This is a genomic window from Erythrobacter litoralis, assembly GCF_029760855.1.
GTDB lineage: Bacteria > Pseudomonadota > Alphaproteobacteria > Sphingomonadales > Sphingomonadaceae > Qipengyuania > Qipengyuania litoralis_A.
In genome coordinates this window covers 45,871-60,468 of record NZ_SOSI01000001.1, presented here as the reverse complement: position 1 = coordinate 60,468, position 14,598 = coordinate 45,871, and the positions used below count along the sequence as shown (strand labels likewise).

The following is a 14,598-nucleotide window of genomic DNA, read 5'->3' as shown; positions in this document are numbered from 1 at the left end:
GGGGAAAGCTCAATGAGCATCAATATCGGTCCGGCTTCCAGCGACGAACTTCGTCCGAAAATCGTAGTCATCGGCGTCGGCGGCGCGGGCGGAAACGCCATCGCCAACATGATGGAAGCCGAAATCGAGGGCGTCGATTTCATCGTGTCGAACACCGATGCGCAGGCTCTGTCGAGCTCGCCGGCTGAACGCCGCATCCAGCTCGGTCCGGACATCACGGGTGGTCTCGGCGCCGGCGCCCGCCCCGAAGTGGGCAAGGCCGCCGCTGAAGAGACGGTCGAGGATATCGAGGACGCGCTCGAAGGCTGCAACATGTGCTTCATCGCGGCCGGCATGGGCGGCGGCACCGGCACTGGTGCTGCACCCGTAATCGCTGAGGCCGCCCGCAAGAAGGGCGTGCTGACTGTCGGTGTCGTGACCAAGCCGTTCCTGTTCGAAGGCACGCGCCGGATGCGCGCTGCCGAAGCCGGGATCGACGAGCTGCAGAAGCATGTCGATACGCTGATCGTCATTCCCAACCAGAACCTGTTCCTGGTCGCCAAGGCAGAAACGACCTTCAAGGAAGCGTTCATGCTGGCGGACGAGGTGCTGCAGCAGGGCGTTCGCTCGATTACCGATCTCATGGTGATGCCAGGCCTCATCAACCTCGACTTTGCCGACGTTCGCTCTGTCATGAGCGAGATGGGCAAGGCCATGATGGGCACGGGCGAGGGCGAGGGCGACAATCGCGCACTCGAAGCCGCCGAACGCGCCATCGCCAATCCGCTGCTCGACGGGGTCAGCATGGCTGGCGCCAAAGGCGTTATCATCTCGATCATCGGCGGCGAGGACATGAAGCTGCTCGAGGTCGACGAAGCGGCGAACCATATCCGAGAGCTGGTGGATGAAGACGCCAACATCATCTGGGGCAGCGCGTTCAATCCGGATCTCGACGGCAAGATCCGTGTTTCGGTCGTCGCCACCGGGATCGACGAAAGCCAGCGCGCGAATGCGCCGGTCCAGCCGCGCAATTTCTCCATGTCGGAAGCCCGTGCGCCTCAGCGTCCCGTGCTCGACCTCCCCCAGGATAGCGGCGCGGACGAAGAAGAACCCTTCGAGCTCGATTCCGGCATGTCCGCAGAGCCCGAAGCGGAAAGCACTCCGGCCCCGGCAACACGTCCCGAGCGGAGCGTGCGCGAGGATGTCCTGAGCACTCGCGAAACCGATCTCGACGATGATGCTTACGACGATGAAGATGACGTCGACGGCATCGTCGATCCGCTCGCAGGCCTCCGTAACGAGCAGACCGAACGGTTCGACCGTTACGACGATGAGGCCGACGAAAGCGATCTTCCCGCCCCTGCCGATGACAGCCGTTTCACCGGCTCGGAAGATGGCGACGACGGCTGGATCGACGAGGACGACACGGCGGAACGCCCTCCGCTCAACCTGTCCGAACCGCTGCCCGAAGAGGACGGTGACGAAGACGAACTCAAGCTCTCGCCTTCGCAGTTCTCCGACGACAACCCGTTGGCGACGAAGCCGCGCAAGCGTCCGCTGCTCGGCGGCGATGATGAAAACGACGCGCCGGGCGGAAGTTTCTCCGGCGGTGCCAAGCCGGGTGCGGGCAATGCGCCTTCGCAGGGCAGCACGCTGTTCGAACGGATGGCGAACCTGTCTCGCGGCAGCTCCACCACCGGCAAGAAGAACGAGTTCGACGATGAGGACGATGACGATGAGGACGGCGGCGCGCTGAACATTCCCCGCTTCCTCGGTCGGCAGAACAATCAGTAATCCCCACGAAAGGTAGCGCGGCCTATTCTTCGACGAATGGGCCGCGCAATCCAATGATTTCAAAGCGTTTCATTTCCATTATCGCACTCGTTTCCGTCGGAATGTCGGCGGCTCCGTCGCTCGCACAAGAAGTCGTGCAACCGCTTCCCCCACGCGAAGCGCAGCAGTTGAGCGATGCTTTGGGGCGGTTGGCACGGGACGCCGACAATACCGACGCCATGCTCGATGCGGGCGAAGCAGCGCTCGGCTTGGGCGATATCGACGCGGCGATCGGCTTTTTCGGCCGCGCCAAACAAAATTCGCCGAACAATTCGCGAGTGACGCTGGGTCTCGCCCGCGCCTATGTCGCATCGCGGAAGCCGGTGGAGGCGCTGCGGTTCTTCGCCGAAGCCGAACGGGCCGGCGTGGCTCAGGAACGGATGGCGGCGGAGCGTGGGCTTGCTTTCGATCTCATCGGCGACAGTGCGAGTGCACAGTCGCTCTACCGGCTGGCTCTTGCCGGAACGAAGGACGAAGAAGTGGTCCGGCGCCTTGCGCTGAGCCAGGCTATCGGTGGAAACCGCGAAGGGTTCGAAGCGACGCTTCTGCCTCTGCTGGAAAACGGAGACCATGCCGCTTTCCGTACGCGCGCCTTCGGACTGGCGATCCTCGGCGATACGCAGCAGGCGGTGAAGATCGCGCGCGACATGATGCAGCCGAACATGGCCGCGCGGATCGAGCCTTATCTTCGTTACATGACCCGGCTCACGCCCGCGCAGCAGGCGGCGGCCGGAAATCTTGGCGTCTTCCCGAGTTCGGGATCGGTCGGTCGCGATACGCCGACGATCGCGAATGCCAACGTACCGCCTCTGCAAGCGGCTGCGCGGCCGTCGCCGATGACCCAACCGGACCGGCAATTGGCCCCATCCGGTCCGCCGATGGGCACGCCCTCGCCTGCTACGACACCTACGGCCATCGTCGCGGCGGCACCTGCTATGGCTGCTTCGCAAGCCGCGCCCCCCGAACCGACCATCGCGGAACCCGAACCCAGCGTCGCGGAAGCGTTCGCGAACTTCGGCTCGGCATCCGCGCGGCCCCTGCGCAGTGCCGGGGCAGTCGATATAACGAAAATCACCGTTCCGCGCGAAGCCAAGCCGGCCCCGCCGCCGCCTCCCCCGCCAAAAGTCCCCGCCCGGTCATGGGTGCAGGTAGCGACTGGCAAGGATCGCGATGCCCTGAAGTTCGACTGGCGAAGGATTTCGCGCAAAGCCGATGGGGAACTGACCGACCTGGGCCCGTTCGTCACCAAATGGGGCGAGGCCAACCGGCTGCTCGCAGGTCCCTATCCCTCAGCGAAGGCGGCGAAGGAAACGGTGGCGAAACTGAAAGCGATGGGGATCGATTCCTTCACGTTCGACAGCGCCGAGGGTGAGGCGATCGACGCCTTGAAATAGCCGGGCATTCGTCTGAATCCACAAGATGTTAACAGGCTTGTTCGGGCGATCGGCGGTTCTCCCCAGCCGCATCGCCCGGCGCGATTGCAAAGCGCCGCCCTGCGATTCATCACCGGGCCATGGACGATGGGACCTTGCGATGAGATTGGTGCGGAACGCCGAACGGGCAGGCGACGAGGCCGCGCCGCTGGACATGCTGGCGGCGCTGTTCGGCGCTCGGGGCTGGTCATACGAAACGTCGCCGGATGAACTGACCGGTGAAATTCAAGGCAGCTGGGCGACCTATCAGCTGCGTGCGATCTGGCGGGCCGACGATCAGGTTCTCCAGATGATGTGTCTGCCGGATATCCGCATAGGCCCAGAAAAGCGCGCAATGGCGCACGAATTGCTGGCGCTTATCAACGAGCAGACCTGGCTCGGCCATTTCGACATGTGGTCGAACGGAGGCATCCTCCTTTATCGAAACGGCACCATGCTGGGCGAGGACGGGCTGTTGACGCTGGAGCAGGCGCAAGCGCTGGTCGAGATTGCGGTGGAGGAATGCGATCGGTTCTACCCGGCATTCCAGTTCGTCCTTTGGGGCGATAAGGCCCCTGCCGATGCTCTGAAGGCCGCGATGGTGGATGCCGCGGGCGAGGCCTAGCCGCAGCCGGCGCGCTTTGGTAGGCGCTCCGCCATGATAAAATTCGACAACATTCTCTTCATCGGTTGCGGCAACATGGCCGGGGCCATGCTCGACGGGTGGCTGGCGGGCGGCATGCCCGGCTCCGCCTTCACGATCTTCGATCCCGCGCCGCGCGACTATCCGGACGGCGTGACCGCGCTCGACGCGATGCCCACGAGCGGCGACTACGATGCGATCCTGATCGGGGTGAAGCCGCACATGCTGGGCGATATCGCCGAAAGCCTCGGGCCGCTTGCCGGACAGGGGACCGTCATACTCTCGATCCTCGCGGGCGTGGAGCTGGAAACGCTGCGCAAGCGCTTCCCGCAGGCGCAGGGCGTGGTTCGGGTCATGCCAAACCTCGCGGTTGCCCTTGGCAAGTCGCCCGTCGGCCTCGCGCAGGACGGGCTTGACGAGGAAGGCCAAGACAGCCTCGTTCGCTTCTTTGATCCTCTCGGTTTGCCCGAATGGGTGAGCGAAGACGATTTCGACCTCTTCACGGCGCTCGCCGGAAGCGGCCCGGCCTTCGTCTACCGCATGATCGATGCGCTTGCGAAAGGTGCCGAAGAGCTCGGCTTTCCGCACGACAAGGCCGTTCGCACGGCGACGGCCATGGTCGAGGGCGCGGCCGCGCTGGCCTCACATTCGCCAGACAATCCCGGGGCACTGGCCGACAGGGTGGCGAGCCCCGGAGGTACCACGCGTGCCGGTCTCGATGTTCTGGACGACGATCAGGCGGTGTTCAAGCTGATGCAGGCAACGTTGAAGGCGGCGCAGGATCGCAGCGCGGAAATGTCGCGCGAAGCCCGCGGTTGAACGCCGTTTTGTGGTTGATCGCCGTTAACCGGAATGCTTCCGGTTTCTCTTGAATTATGCGGCATAAAACACGATATTGCGTAACGTAAGCGGGCCGATCATCGCGCTCGCATTCTTAGGAGATTTGCCAAGATGGCCGACTGGAACGACACCGACCAGAAGCGGGGGTTCACGACCGTACCGCGCGCTGGCGACGCCGTTGCCCGGCGTGAGACTTTCGACGCTGGGCTGCGCAGTCACATGCTGTCGATCTACAACATGATGGCATCGGGCGTGCTGCTGACCGGCATCGTCGCCCTGCTGTTCGTCAACAGCCCGTTTTTCAACGCCGCTTATCAGGCGGTGCAGACGCCCGCCGGCACGGCCATTCAACCGACCATGCTGGGCTGGATCATTTCGCTCGCGCCGCTCGGCTTTATCCTGGTGATGAGCTTCGGCGGCATCCAGCGGTTCAGCACCGGCGCGCTTCAGGCGATGTTCTGGGGTTTCGCGGTTCTGTTCGGCCTATCGATGTCGACGATCTTCGCTACCTATACCGGTGAATCGATCGCGACGGCCTTCTTCGCGTCGGCTGCGGCCTTCGCCGGTTTGAGCCTTTTCGGCTACACTACGAAGAAGAACCTCTCGGCTTGGGGCAGCTTCCTGCTCATGGGCCTGATCGGCATCATCGTCGCGATGCTGCTGAACACGTTCTTCTTCCAGTCGGGCGCGATGGGTCTCGTAATCAACATCCTCGGCGTGCTGATCTTCGCTGGCTTTACCGCCTACGATACGCAGCGCCTGAAGCATGAATATTCGGTCGTTCGCGGTACGGAGTATGCCGGCAAGGCGGTCGTCATGGGTGCGCTCAGCCTCTATCTCGACTTCATCAACCTGTTCATGTTCCTGCTGCAATTCCTCGGCAACCGCGAATAAGCGCGCACTGTCGAACCAGCCGGGAATACCGGAACATCATGCCCGGAGCGCCATCCAGCGCTTCGGGCATTTTCTTTGCGACTACAACGCGCTAAGGCTCGGCTTCATCTTCCGTCAATCCCGCGTAAAGCATGACGGCATGAAGTCTCGAGGAGGGTCCACGCGTGAGCCGCGTTTCAGCACAAACCGTTCGTATTGCAGGCCTTGCCGCCTGTCTCGCCGCCATCGCCGCATGTTCTGCGCCGCCGCCCCCTCCGCCGCCGCCGCCGCCGCCGCCGCCCCCGCCGCCGGTCGTCATACCGCCCAAGCCGACCCCGCCGATGGGCGCTGTTGCAGCGATGGCCATTCCGCCGATGAGCCCCCTCGGCGTGCGACAGACGGTGAATACGGGACTGACCCCGGCGCAGACGACGTGGAACCTGCGCTCGGCGCTCAACGTGGCCGCGCTCAATTGTCTCGATCCGCAATACACCGGTCTGGTCGACAATTACGGAAACTACCTGACGAACAACGCCAAGCAGCTTTCCGCGACGAACCGCGCCCTGCAGGCTGAGTTCCGCCAGAAATACGGTGCGACGTTCCGCGACGTGCAGGACAGCTACATGACGCAGGTCTACAACTACTACGCCCTGCCACCGGCGAAGGATCTGTTCTGCGACGTTGCCTACCAGATCAGCCTGGAAGCACAGACGATCGTGCCCGAAAATCTGGATACGTTTTCGGCCGCTGCCCTTCCGCGTGTCGAAGCAGCGTTCGAGCAGTTCTTCGCGGCCTACGACCAGTACCGTGTGAACTTGGCGGCGTGGAACTCGGAATACGGCCCACCGCCGGAAGAGACGGTGACCGTCGGATACGATAATCCGCTCGACCCATCGGTTTCATCGATTGGTAACACGGTCGGTACGGACGCCTCGACAACGGCGTCTTCCGCCTCGTCTGAAGCGATCCCTCAGTCGATCCCGACGACGGGTGTGCCCGCATCGGAAGCGCAGGGCTCGTTGGTGCTGCCCGGCGATCCGACGCCTACCGAAACAGTAGTGACGCCGGTGGAGCCGCAATAGTCAGCCGATTGCGTATTCGCTGAAATTGCCGAGGCAGGCGCTCAGCATGGCGTACGCCGCCTCGGCATCGGCGGGTCCTGCGTTTGGCGGGGGCGGCTGCATTTTCTCGTCTGAGGGAAACGTGCCGTAGCCGGCGAACAGGCAGTGCCAGCTCATGGCGGGGTAGGGCGAGGCCGGACCGTAAATCTCCGCCACCGCCTCGGCGATGTCGCGATGCGTGAACCAGGCAGACATCATCGCCTTCAATTCGTCGGACAGCGCGTCGTTCGCGGCTCCTTCGCGCCAGTAGGCCGTGTCGGTTCGGCGGTTCAGGCGGTAATGCGCGGTGATGTAATCGCGAATCCCGTCGTAACGGCGCGCAATGCGCGTATTGAAGGTTTCGCGGTGCGTAGGTTCGAAGCCGGCGGAACCGTAAGCCTGCGCAAATTCGAGCGCGGTGACGATCGCGATATGAAGCGCGGTCGCCTCCAGCGGTTCGATGAACCCCTGCGCAAGCCCGGCAGCGAGGCAGTTCCCGTGCCAAGTTTCGCGGACCCGGCCAACTTTCATCTTCAAATGCCGCGCATCGATCCCGTCGCCCGAAGATCCCAAGCTGCGGCGCAATTCGGCTTCCGCTTCGTCCGATGAGCGGAACCGGGAAGAGTAGACGTAGCCATTGCCGACACGTTCGGTGAGCGGGATCCGCCACCGCCAGCCGGCCTCCATTGCAACGCTATCTGTCTGCGGTTTGGCGGGGCTCACGTGCGCAGTGGGCATGACAACGGCCGCATCGTTGAGAAGGCTATCGGCATAGGAGACAAACGGCACACCGTGCGCCTGCTGCGCGATAAGCGAGACGAAGCCCGAGCAATCGACGAACAGGTCGCCGGCCAAACGTTCGCCGCTCTCGCAGCGAAGCGCCGCGACATCGCCATCCGCACCGAGTTCTACCTCGTCCACGCGCAGATCGCGGTGGACGATGCCCTCTCGCTTGCCCCAATTCCGCAGGAATGCGCCGAGCTTGTACGCATCGAAATGGTAGCCGTAGCTTGGCGGGAAGGGGAAAGTGACGGAGGGGTGCGGGCTTTTTTTGGCTTCGGCCAATCGAGCCGCTAGGAACCAATCGTCGGGATGGGCAGGCACGTCGAAGCCGCGTCGTTTCAGGGCGCAATTGCGGATGAAACCCGGTTCGGTGTGCAAATCCACCGGGCCGGGGAAGGGATGGAAATAGCTTTCGTAGCCTGGGCGTTCACTCCATCCGGCGAAGCGGATGCCGAGCTTGTAGGTCGCGTCGCAGGCTTGCATCCATTCGCGTTCGGCAACGCCGAGGTGGTCGAAGAACGCCTTCAATTGCGGTGTCGACCCTTCGCCGACGCCGATGATGCCGATGTCGGTGCTTTCCACCAGCGTGACCTCCGCCCCGCGCGGTGCCAGTTCGCGGTGAAGAAGGCAGGCGGTAATCCAGCCCGCGCTGCCGCCGCCGAGAACGACGATATGCGGCGGCATGTCTTCGCTCATTCTTTCGCCAGCAGCCAGATGAACACTTGCGGCAAGCGCGCTGCCCACGCATTCTCTTCATGCGCCGCGCCATTGTAAACCTCGCTGCGAAAGTCCCGGCCTTCTCGCCAGCCCTGCGCGCGGAAACGGGCGTCGATCGCCCTCTGGTACGGCGCGTAATAAGCATCGAGCGTTTCGGTGCCGTGGTCCATCCAGACCTTGCGACCATCGGGCTCCCCCAGTCGATCGGCAAACCACATATCCCACAGGGCGATCAGGTCGGAGTTGGCATTTCCCACCGCCTCGGGGTCAGCGGCCGACCAGTGCGACGAAATGCAACCGGCCCGGCCGTAGATGTCGGGGCGTTCCAGGAAGGCGTAGCACGACATCAGACCACCCATGCTCGAACCTATAATCGCGGTGGAATCCCGCCCGGTTTTCGTGCGGTAGGTCGCATCGATCCAAGTGCGCAACGGACCTGCAAGCCAGTCGAGATAGGCGGCACCCAGCGGTGCGTCCTCGATCATCGCGTCCATCGCCGCGCGCGGCGTGCCATAGGCCATTTCATACAGCGATTGCGGCAGGTACTGGCGATAGCGGTCCTCGCCTTGTGCCCAGATGCCCACGATGATATGCGGTTCGACGCCCGCATCCATTGCTTCGAGCATGGCCGCATCTGCCGCCCAAACTTTGTCGAAATTGGAGACGGCGGGATCGAACAAATTATGCCCATCATGCATGTAAAGGACCGGATATCGCTTGCCGGAATCGTCGTACCCCGGGGGCAGCCAGATGGTCAGCCGCTGATCGGGAAGGCCGACTGCCGCCATTTGCTCGATCTCGACGTACCGCGCGGGCGAACCGGGCCCGCCGGTGCCCGGTGTAGCGCATGCGGCGAGCAACATTGCCAGCAGCAGGGCGAGCGTTCTCACCGCGCAGGTTCGAGGCGGATGGCGAGCCCGCCGCCCGGGGCGAGGGTGAAAGTGTGCGCTTCGCCCGCGCGGACAATAAAAGTGTCGTAAGCAATGCGGTGGCGGGCCTCGGTCTCGTAGGTCGCGCCCTCGCCGTCCTTCCAGACGGTAGCGCGGTAGGCCTTACCCGGATCGAGGAAGCCGAAATCGAGCGTCACGTCGCGCTTCGTCGCATCGTTAATGCCGCCTGCATACCAATCTTCGGAATTGCGATCCTTGCGCGCAAAGATAGCATAATCACCCACTTCGCCCGCCACGAGGTGGCTTTCCGCCCAGTCCGCCGGCACGGCCTTGATGAATTCGAGCTCACGCGGATGCTCGGCCAAGCTTTCGATGAAGTCCGCCGCCATCTGGATCGGCGAGTAGATTGCGAGGTACAGGCCAAGCTGCTTCGCCAGTGTCGAGGCCATCGGCACGTCGTTGTCGCCCTTCAGGCTAAGCACGCCGGGTGTGTAATCCATCGGGCCGCTGAGCATGCGCGTGTAAACCAGCGTCGGCTCGTGATCCGGACCGTTCGAGAATGCGCCCCAGGCATTGTATTCCTGCCCCCGCGCCCCTTCGCGTGCGACCCAGTTGGGGTATGTGCGGCGCAGGCCCGTATCCTTGACCGGTTCGTGCGGATTGACGGCGACCCTGTTCTTCGCCGCTTCCTCCACAACGCGCAGGTGATGCTGCACCTGTCGCTGGCCGTCGTGCCATTCCATCACCTGCCCCTCACACGGGGCCGCGATGTCGGCATTGCAGGAGATGATCGAGCCGGCATCGGCGACGTAGCCGGTTTTGACGAGGTCGACGCCGAGGCGGCCGTATAGTGCCATAGCATCGGCCAGCTGCGCTTCGTAATTGGCGATGTTGCCACCGGTTTCGTGGTGGCCGATCAAGCGCACGCCTTTCTCTCGGCCGTAGTCGGTTACAGCCTTCAGATCGAAGTCGGGATAAGCTTCGGTGAAGCTGAAATCGCGCCCATTGCCGAACCACGTGCCGTCCCAGCCATAGTCCCACCCTTCGACCAGCACGCCGCGAAAACCATGCTTTGCGGCGAAGTCCATGTATTGCTTGGTCCGCTCGGTGGTCGCGCCGTGGCGGTCGCCCTGCGCCCAGGTCCAGCGGTTGGAGATCATGCCCCACCAGATGCCGATATACTTGGCGGGCTCGAACCAGCTGACATCACCCAGCTTGTTCGGCTCGTTGAGGTTGAGTTCGAGATCGTTCTCGACCAGTCCGGCGGCGTCGGGCGCGATACGCAGCGTGCGCCATGGCGTGGTAAAGGCGCCGGTGCGAACGACTTTTGCCCCGCGGCTGGAAGGGGCGAGGGTGGAGCGGAAGCGGCGGCCGTCCATGCGTTGCAGCCACATGCCCGAATAGTCGACCAACGCCGCTTCGTGCAGCGACATATGCGTGCCGTCCGCCGTGCGAAAGGTAATCGGAGTATGCGCGACGCTCACCGCCTCGATCGGCGTATTGTGATAGAGATATTCGTAGCGGTTCCAGTCGCCCGCCTGGATCCACCAAGCCTCGCCTTCGGGCGCGATGTTGAACTCGGTCAACTCCTCGGCGATGCGGGTTTCGGGTTTGTCGGCGCGCTCTGGAAATTCGTAGCGGAAGCCGACGCCGTTATCGAACACGCGCATCCGCACGGTGAATTCGCGCGCCATATCGTCCTTTTGGCGAAAGGTCGCGGCGAGTTCGTTGTGGTGGTCGGTGACGTAGCGGCGCTCGCCCCACGGTTGCTCCCACGTCTCCTCCGCGCTGTCGATGGTTTCGGACACGAGTTCGAAATTACGGCGCAGCGGATCCTCGTCCTCGATGTTGAAGCCTAGGCCGGACGGAGCGATTAGTTCGGCACCGTTGCGGGTAACGGACCACAACGGCTTGCCTTCGTTGTCGACATTGAGCGTTGCCGAGATCGTGCCGTCGGGCGAGGTGATCGTCCCGGCGAGCGCCGCGTGCGAACAGGTCAGGGCAAGGACGGCGACGAGATAGCGCATGGTCAGATCTCCAGTATCAGCGCGGCGTATGGGGGGAGGTGTCCGGGCTCGGCCTCGTGAGTACGAAGGAGCGTACTGCCATTCCCGTCGGGGATTTGGATCGGGTCGGGTCCGATGTTGAACAGGCAACGCAGCGTTTGCCCATCGCTTTCCCGCACCATGTCCAGCAGCGCACCATCTGCTCGGCAGGAACGGACCGATCCATGGTGCAACGCCGAGTTGGCCTTTCGCAATTCGAGCACGCGGCGCGTAAAATTGAGCAGCGAATTCTCGTTCGCTTCCTGCCGGTCGACGGCTCGGGCATGGTTCTCCTCGCCAAGGGGCAGCCATGCGTTATCGGATCCGAACCCGCCATCGGGGCTTTGCGTCGTCCACGGCATTGGGGTGCGTGCGCCGTCCCGGCTGAGGGTTAATGGCCAGTTGGCGATGGCTTCGGGATCGTGGAGCTGGTCGAACGGGATATCGACCTGCGTCAGCCCGAGTTCCTCGCCGTAATACAGGATCGCATTTCCGCGCAGGCAGGCAAGCAGCAGTATTTTCATCCGCGCGAAGGCGTCGCGATGTTCGGGTTCGCACCATCGGCTAAGCGCGCGGGGCGCGTCGTGGTTTTCGAAGGCCCAACTCGGCCACCCCATGTCGGCCTCGTCCGGCCATTCGGACAATGCCTTGCAGACCAGTTCGGGCGTCAGTGCATCGGCGTAAAGGAAGGCGAAGCTATAGGCGGAGTTGAGATGCGCCTCGCCGTGGGTGAACAGTTTCATTTCCCGCTCCGCATCGTCACCGCCTACTTCGGCGACGGTGAAGGTGCCGTCGAATGCGTCGGTCAGTGCGCGAATGCGGCGGATGAAGGCAGGAATGTCCGCATGGCTCTGATTGTAGGTCTTAAGCTGAAAATCGAACGGGCGGGTGCGCGGTTTGCCAGTGTCCGGTGCTGGCGGATTATCGCGCAGCTGCGGGTCGTGCATTGCGAAGTTCAGCGCATCGATGCGGAACCCGTCCACACCGCGCTCCAGCCAGAACCGCATGACGCCTAGGATCGCATCCTGCACCTCACGATTATGCAGGTTGAGCTGCGGCTGCGAACTCAGGAAATTGTGCAGGTAATACTGGCCGCGCCGCGCATCCCATGTCCATGCCGGCCCGCCGAAGACGGATTGCCAGTTGGTAGGCGGAGAGCCTTCGGTCTTGGCGTCGGCCCAGACGTACCAATCTGCCTTCTCGTTCGTGGCGGAGCTGCGGCTGGCGGAAAACCACGGATGCTCGTCCGACGTATGGGAATAGACCTGGTCGATCAGCACCTTAAGGCCTAGCCGGTGGGCTTCCGCCGTCAGCGTGTCGAAATCGTCGAGCGTGCCGAAGATCGGATCGACGTCGCAGTAGTCAGCCACGTCGTAACCGAAATCCTTCATCGGGGAGACGAAGAACGGGCTGATCCAGATCGCGTCGACGCCAAGGCTGGCGACGTAAGGCAAGCGCTGTGTGATGCCGGGCAGGTCGCCGATGCCATCGCCGTTGGAATCCATGAAACTGCGCGGATAGATCTGGTAGATCGTCGCACCCTTCCACCACGGCAGATCGCTTTGGGGCTGCGCATCGGCAGTCGGAAGTTCGAACGGACGGTTCATGGCACGGTGCGGCTTACGCGGCAGACGGCCCAGCCAAAGGCGGGAAGGGCGATGGGCGCGCTGCCGGGAGCGGCAACTTCATTGGCGCAGGTACCGGAAAGAGTTTCGAACGCGCGTGCTTGGTAATTTACCACGACATTCGCCGATTTCGGGGCGGCGGCAGTATTGAAGACGAGCAGGATCTCCTCGCCGGTATCCGGGTCGAAGCGACTTGCGGCAAAGATCCCCGCTTCCTGTCCGTAATGGCGAACCACCTGCTTGCCGCGGGTCAGGGCGGGGTGTGTGCGGCGGACTTCGGACAGGTCGGCGATCAGGCGATAGAGCGGGTGGCCGACATCGAAATTCTCGACCGCCGTCGTCGCATCGGTGCCGATGAGGGTGTTGTCGTTATAGCTCGCCGTGCGGCTGGCGAACATATCCTCGCGCGCGGCCTGATCGTTGCCGTCTCCGACGAAGCCTTGCTCCGCCCCGTAATAGATGACCGGCGAACCGCGCAGGGTCAGCAGCATGGCATGGGTGAGCTTGGTTTTCGCTAGCATGGTGCCGCGATCGATATCCTTGTCGTCCCAGCGCAATTGCGTGGTGAAGCGGCCCATGTCGTGATTGCCGAGGAAAGTCGGCATGGCCAGCGCGGCTTCTTCGCCGCCTTCGTAGAGCACGTCGCCGTCAAACAGTTCGTTGAGGATGTAGGTACCCTTGCCTTGGCTGACGACCTCGCGCACCGCGTTCTGGAACGCGAAGTCGAGCACGGCGGGAAAGCCGTCGCGCCGCGTGTATTGCGCGATGTACCCGTTGTCGGAGTCGTCGCGATAGACCTCACCGAAAATGTGAAAGTTCGGAATGTCCCGGGCCTTCGCCGTCTCCAACATGGCAGGCACGAATGCCTGCCAGAACTCTGGGTTTACATGCCGCGCGGTATCGACCCGGTAGCCGTCGATCCCGAAATCGCGAATCCACGCAGCGTAGATGTCGATCATGCCTTTGACGACGGCCGGCTGTTCCGTAAACAGGTCGTCGAGCCCGGCGAAATCGCCGAACCTACTGCTTTCGCCGGTGAAGGTGGAATCGCCCCGATTGTGGTAATGGATCGGGTCATTGAGCCACGCCGGGACTTTCACGTCGCGCTCCGCTTGGGGAACGACGGGCGTATAGGCGTAAGCTGGATCGGTCAGGCCGGCGAAATTCTCTTGCGTACGTACCGTATCGCCCAGAAAACCGTCGTTTATCGGCGATCCGTCCACACCGCCGTTACGGGAATAGGGATAGTCGCCCCGGCTGCGATAAGCATAGTCGGTCGCATCCCCTTCTTCGTAACGGATGACGTCGGCCGTGTGGTTGGTGATGATGTCCATATAGACCTTCATCCCGCGCGCATGAGCCGCTTCGACGAAGGTGCGGAATTCTCCGCGGGTGCCGAAGTGGCTGTCGGGCCGAGTGAAATCGGTTACCCAATAGCCGTGATAGCCTGCGCTCTCGTTTCCGGGCGGGCCCTGCACCGGCTTGTTCTGAAAGATCGGTGCGAACCAGATGGCCGTGACGCCGAGCCCTTCCAGATAATCCAAGCGCTTCGTCAGACCGTTGAGGTCTCCGCCGTGGAAAAAGCCCTTATGGGTGGGGTCGAAGCCGGTTTGAAGCGGACCGCCGGACAGGCCGCCCATATCGTTCGCCGTGTCACCGTTCTCGAACCGGTCGGGGAGCACGAAATAAACGATCTCCTCGCTCGGCGCGCGGCTGCGGAAATCGGGAGCGGTGTCTGCCGATCGGGGCGCGGGGGCCTGCGCGGTCGCACATCCGGCCGTTGCCAGCGCCAGCAGGGGAAGGGCGGTGCGGATCATCGGGCGGTCTCCAGGATTGGATCGAGGCGGACAGCGTTGTC

Annotated in this window: 11 protein-coding genes; 6 read left to right on the top strand and 5 right to left on the bottom strand. The window is 63.0% G+C overall.

Annotated elements, in window-relative coordinates:
* Positions 1 to 12: 12 nt before the first annotated feature.
* From ftsZ to E3U23_RS00240, 6 genes are all read left to right on the top strand, one after another.
* Complete coding sequence (ftsZ, locus tag E3U23_RS00265; RefSeq protein ID WP_279349165.1) at positions 13 to 1,773, top strand: cell division protein FtsZ; 1,761 nt, start codon at positions 13 to 15, stop codon at positions 1,771 to 1,773.
* A 134-nt stretch (positions 1,774 to 1,907) separates the two neighbouring features.
* Positions 1,908 to 3,206, top strand: a complete 1,299-nt coding sequence (locus tag E3U23_RS00260; protein ID WP_279349164.1) for an SPOR domain-containing protein — start codon at positions 1,908 to 1,910, stop codon at positions 3,204 to 3,206.
* Between the two features lie 139 nt (positions 3,207 to 3,345).
* Positions 3,346 to 3,849 (top strand): YbjN domain-containing protein, encoded by a 504-nt coding sequence (locus E3U23_RS00255; protein WP_279349163.1) that lies wholly within the window; start codon positions 3,346 to 3,348, stop codon positions 3,847 to 3,849.
* A 33-nt stretch (positions 3,850 to 3,882) separates the two neighbouring features.
* The gene (locus tag E3U23_RS00250; protein WP_279349162.1) at positions 3,883 to 4,686 is read left to right on the top strand and encodes a pyrroline-5-carboxylate reductase family protein; all 804 of its coding nucleotides are present in this window, start codon (positions 3,883 to 3,885) and stop codon (positions 4,684 to 4,686) included.
* Between the two features lie 132 nt (positions 4,687 to 4,818).
* Positions 4,819 to 5,601: a Bax inhibitor-1/YccA family protein gene (locus tag E3U23_RS00245; RefSeq protein ID WP_279349161.1), complete on the top strand. Its 783-nt coding sequence runs from the start codon at positions 4,819 to 4,821 to the stop codon at positions 5,599 to 5,601.
* 164 nt (positions 5,602 to 5,765) lie between these two features.
* Complete coding sequence (locus E3U23_RS00240; protein ID WP_279349160.1) at positions 5,766 to 6,662, top strand: hypothetical protein; 897 nt, start codon at positions 5,766 to 5,768, stop codon at positions 6,660 to 6,662.
* Here E3U23_RS00240 and E3U23_RS00235 read toward each other — a convergent pair whose 3' ends face one another.
* The 5 genes from E3U23_RS00235 to E3U23_RS00215 are packed head-to-tail and all read right to left on the bottom strand — an operon-like array spanning position 6,663 to position 14,557.
* Complete coding sequence (locus E3U23_RS00235) at positions 6,663 to 8,159, bottom strand: tryptophan halogenase family protein (protein ID WP_279349159.1); 1,497 nt, start codon at positions 8,157 to 8,159, stop codon at positions 6,663 to 6,665.
* Entirely contained in the window at positions 8,156 to 9,070 is a 915-nt protein-coding gene (locus E3U23_RS00230) for an alpha/beta hydrolase (protein ID WP_279349158.1), read from the bottom strand. The genes E3U23_RS00235 and E3U23_RS00230 overlap by 4 nt, the downstream gene beginning before the upstream one ends.
* Positions 9,067 to 11,097 carry a glycoside hydrolase family 97 protein gene (locus E3U23_RS00225; protein WP_279349157.1) on the bottom strand — a complete coding sequence of 677 codons (2,031 nt, stop codon included), beginning with the start codon at positions 11,095 to 11,097 and terminating at the stop codon, positions 9,067 to 9,069. Before E3U23_RS00225 ends, E3U23_RS00230 begins: the two co-directional genes overlap by 4 nt.
* Positions 11,098 to 11,099: 2 nt before the next feature.
* Positions 11,100 to 12,722, bottom strand: coding sequence for an alpha-amylase family glycosyl hydrolase (locus E3U23_RS00220; protein ID WP_279349156.1), 1,623 nt, complete (start codon positions 12,720 to 12,722; stop codon positions 11,100 to 11,102).
* The gene (locus E3U23_RS00215) at positions 12,719 to 14,557 is read right to left on the bottom strand and encodes an alpha-amylase family glycosyl hydrolase (RefSeq protein ID WP_279349155.1); all 1,839 of its coding nucleotides are present in this window, start codon (positions 14,555 to 14,557) and stop codon (positions 12,719 to 12,721) included. Before E3U23_RS00215 ends, E3U23_RS00220 begins: the two co-directional genes overlap by 4 nt.
* Positions 14,558 to 14,598 lie beyond the last annotated feature (41 nt).